The organism is Streptomyces marokkonensis (genome assembly GCF_039539045.1).
GTDB lineage: Bacteria > Actinomycetota > Actinomycetes > Streptomycetales > Streptomycetaceae > Streptomyces > Streptomyces marokkonensis.
This window is the reverse complement of the sequence record NZ_BAABCQ010000338.1, coordinates 1-2714: the sequence shown is the minus strand read 5'-3', so window position 1 is coordinate 2714 and position 2714 is coordinate 1. Positions and strand designations below refer to the sequence as shown.

Sequence of the window (2714 nt, the reverse complement as noted above, 5' to 3'; positions counted from 1 at the left end):
GGCCCGGGCGCAGTCCCGGGCCGTACCCCCTTTGGAGACACACATGGCTTCGATCGATCTGGACAACGTGCTGGACAAGGCATGGGCGGACAAGAGCCTGCCGGAGATACTCGCCGCGCCGGTGGCGGCACTGAAGGGCGTCTCCGACCGCGACGGCGAGCTGCTCCAGGAGGCGTTCGGAGTCAGGACCGTCGCGGACCTGGCCGAACTGAAGTACGCCCGCTGGGCACAGGCACTCGCCGCTCTCGAAGCGGCCAAGTAGCCCCTCACGGAACATCACGCACGCAAAAGGAGTGGACGCCACCATGGTGTTCAAGCGACTTCTCGGCTCGCTCGGCGTGGGCGCCCCCACGGTCGACACGGTTCTCGACCCGGCCCCCGTCCTGCCCGGCGGCACACTCACCGGACAAGTACACCTCAAGGGCGGCCAGGCGGACTTCGACATCGACCACATCACACTCGAGCTGGTCGCCCGGGTCGAGGCGGAGCACGGAGACGGCGAGAGCGAGGGCGTCGTCGTCTTCGACCGGTTCACCGTCGGCGGCGGCTTCCGGCTCGCCGCGGAAGAACCGCGCAGCGTGCCCTTCGGCGTCACGCTGCCGTGGGAGACGCCCGTCACCGAGCTGTACGGGCAGCCGCTGGGCATCGTGCTCGGTGTGCGCACCGAGCTGGCGGTCGCCGGCGCCAAGGACAAGGGCGACCTCGACCAGCTCACCGTCGCGGCCCTGCCCGCCCAGGAGGCGATTCTGGAGGCGCTCGGACAGCTCGGCTTCGGCTTCAGGTCCGCCGATCTCGAGTACGGGCACATCGGCGGCACCGGGCAGCAGTTGCCCTTCTACCAGGAGATCGAACTCACTCCGGCACCCCAGTACGCCCACCAGGTCAACGAGATCGAGCTGACCTTCCTGGCCGGCCCGGGCGGTCTCGAAGTGGTGCTGGAGGCCGACAAGCGCGGCGGCCTCTTCTCCTCCGGCCACGACGTGGTCACCCGGTTCGCCGTCGGACATCACGACGTGCGCGACTGGACGGCCGAGGTGGACGGCTGGGTACGGCAGCTCGTCGAGCACCGGACGGCATACGGCCATCAGGCCGCGTACGGCCACGCCGACCCGCACGCCGACCACGGACACGGCGGATTCCACGGGCCCGACCACTCTCACGACGACCGTCACCGTTCCGGTCCCGGCATGGGCACGGTCGTCGCGGCGGGCGCGGCCGGACTGGCCGTCGGCGTCGTCGGCGGCATGGTCGCCGCGGAGGTCGTCGACGAGGTCGGGGACTTCTTCGAAGGCGACGAGGAAGACGAGGGCTGAGCAAGGAAGGGCTGAGTGACGAAGCCACCCGCCTGGTCCGGCCCGTGTCCCCCGACGGCCGGCGGACACGGGCCGGACCGGGACCCGGCGGGTGGGGCCCGGGAGCCTCCGGGCACACTCGGCCTGATGTAGTTTTGTCGACAGAGAAAGACCCCCACATGATCACGCTCACCAAGGAAGACGGACCGGCGGACCTGGACGGAGTGACCCACCTGTCCATCGGTGCCTCCTGGGACCCCACCGCCGGCAGCAGCGGCGGTGTGCTCGGCAAGCTGCGCCGCAAGACCGGTACCGACCTCGACCTGATCGCCGTCGCCATGCAGGGCGGGGACCCGGTACGCCTCGCCGGCCTCGACTCCCTCGACCCGATGGGCAACGGCTCACTGCTCCACAGCGGCGACAACCAGACCGGACACGGTGACGGGGACGACGAGACGGTGACCGTCGAGTTCGCACAGCTCCCGACCGCCATCACGTCGATCGTGTTCGTCGCGGCCGCCTACAAGAAGGGCAGCTCCTTCCAGAAGGCCCGCAACATCAGCTTCAAGGTCTACGACGCGACCGGGGGCAGCACGCAGCAGGTCGCCGACATCTGGCCCAGCATGCTCAGCCAGGACAACGGCTGCGCCGTGGCCAAGGCCGTCCGGGTGGGCGGCACCTGGAAGCTGGAGGTGATCAACGAGACGGGGAAGGTCAAGCAGGGCGACGAGCACGCCCTGATGCGCTTCGCCGTGAGCAAGTAACGCGCCGGCGCCGGACAGCATCCCGTCCCGGCCTGTCGCCCCCGGCCGAGCCGGGGACGACACCGGTGGCGGCCGTGCCGCCGTCGGCCACCGGCACGCCACGGCCGTCGGCACAGCGGGCCGACGCCTACGGCAGGTGCCAGTCCACCGGCTGGGCACCCTGCCGCACCAGCATGTCGTTGGCCCTGCTGAAGGGACGGGAGCCGAAGAAGCCGCGGTCCGCCGACATCGGCGACGGGTGGGCGGACTCGACCGCCGGGAGGTCTCCCAGCAGCGGCCGCAGATTACGCGCGTCACGCCCCCACAGAATGGACACCAGCGGCTTGCCACGGGCCACCAGCGCTCGGATCGCCTGCTCGGTGACCTCTTCCCAGCCCATGCCCCGGTGCGCGGCCGGCTTACGCGGCGCCGTCGTCAACGCCCTGTTGAGCAGCAGCACGCCCTGCTCGGTCCACGGTGTCAGGTCCCCGTTGGACGGCCGGGGCAGCCCCAGGTCCGTATGCAGTTCCCGGAAGATGTTCTCCAGACTGCCCGGCAAGGAGCGCACCTCGGGCGCCACCGCGAAGCTCAGTCCGATCGCCATCCCCGGCGTCGGGTAGGGGTCCTGACCGACGATCAGGACACGGACGTCGTCGAACGGCTGCTGGAAGGCCCGCAG

At 70.4% G+C, this 2714-nt stretch carries 4 protein-coding genes; 3 read left to right on the top strand and 1 reads right to left on the bottom strand.

What is annotated here, in order from left to right:
* Positions 1-43: 43 nt before the first annotated feature.
* From ABEA26_RS35665 to ABEA26_RS35655, 3 genes are all read left to right on the top strand, one after another.
* Positions 44-262, top strand: coding sequence for a hypothetical protein (locus ABEA26_RS35665; protein WP_345598183.1), 219 nt, complete (start codon positions 44-46; stop codon positions 260-262).
* A gap of 43 nt (positions 263-305) precedes the next feature.
* Positions 306-1313 carry a sporulation protein gene (locus tag ABEA26_RS35660; protein WP_345598181.1) on the top strand — a complete coding sequence of 336 codons (1008 nt, stop codon included), beginning with the start codon at positions 306-308 and terminating at the stop codon, positions 1311-1313.
* A 158-nt stretch (positions 1314-1471) separates the two neighbouring features.
* A complete protein-coding gene (locus ABEA26_RS35655) occupies positions 1472-2056 on the top strand; it encodes a TerD family protein (RefSeq protein ID WP_345598179.1) in 585 nt (194 codons plus the stop codon).
* 127 nt (positions 2057-2183) lie between these two features.
* Here the strand turns inward: ABEA26_RS35655 and ABEA26_RS35650 are convergent.
* A partial coding sequence (locus ABEA26_RS35650) for a uracil-DNA glycosylase (protein ID WP_345598177.1) occupies positions 2184-2714 on the bottom strand: 531 nt, incomplete at its 5' end.

Excerpts from the sequence above, each read along its gene's own strand:
- ABEA26_RS35660 (WP_345598181.1), top strand. The coding sequence starts at position 306 with ATGGTGTTCAAGCGACTTCTCGGCTCGCTCGGCGTGGGCGCCCCCACG.
- ABEA26_RS35665 (WP_345598183.1), top strand. The coding sequence starts at position 44 with ATGGCTTCGATCGATCTGGACAACGTGCTGGACAAGGCATGGGCGGAC.
- ABEA26_RS35655 (WP_345598179.1), top strand. The coding sequence starts at position 1,472 with ATGATCACGCTCACCAAGGAAGACGGACCGGCGGACCTGGACGGAGTG.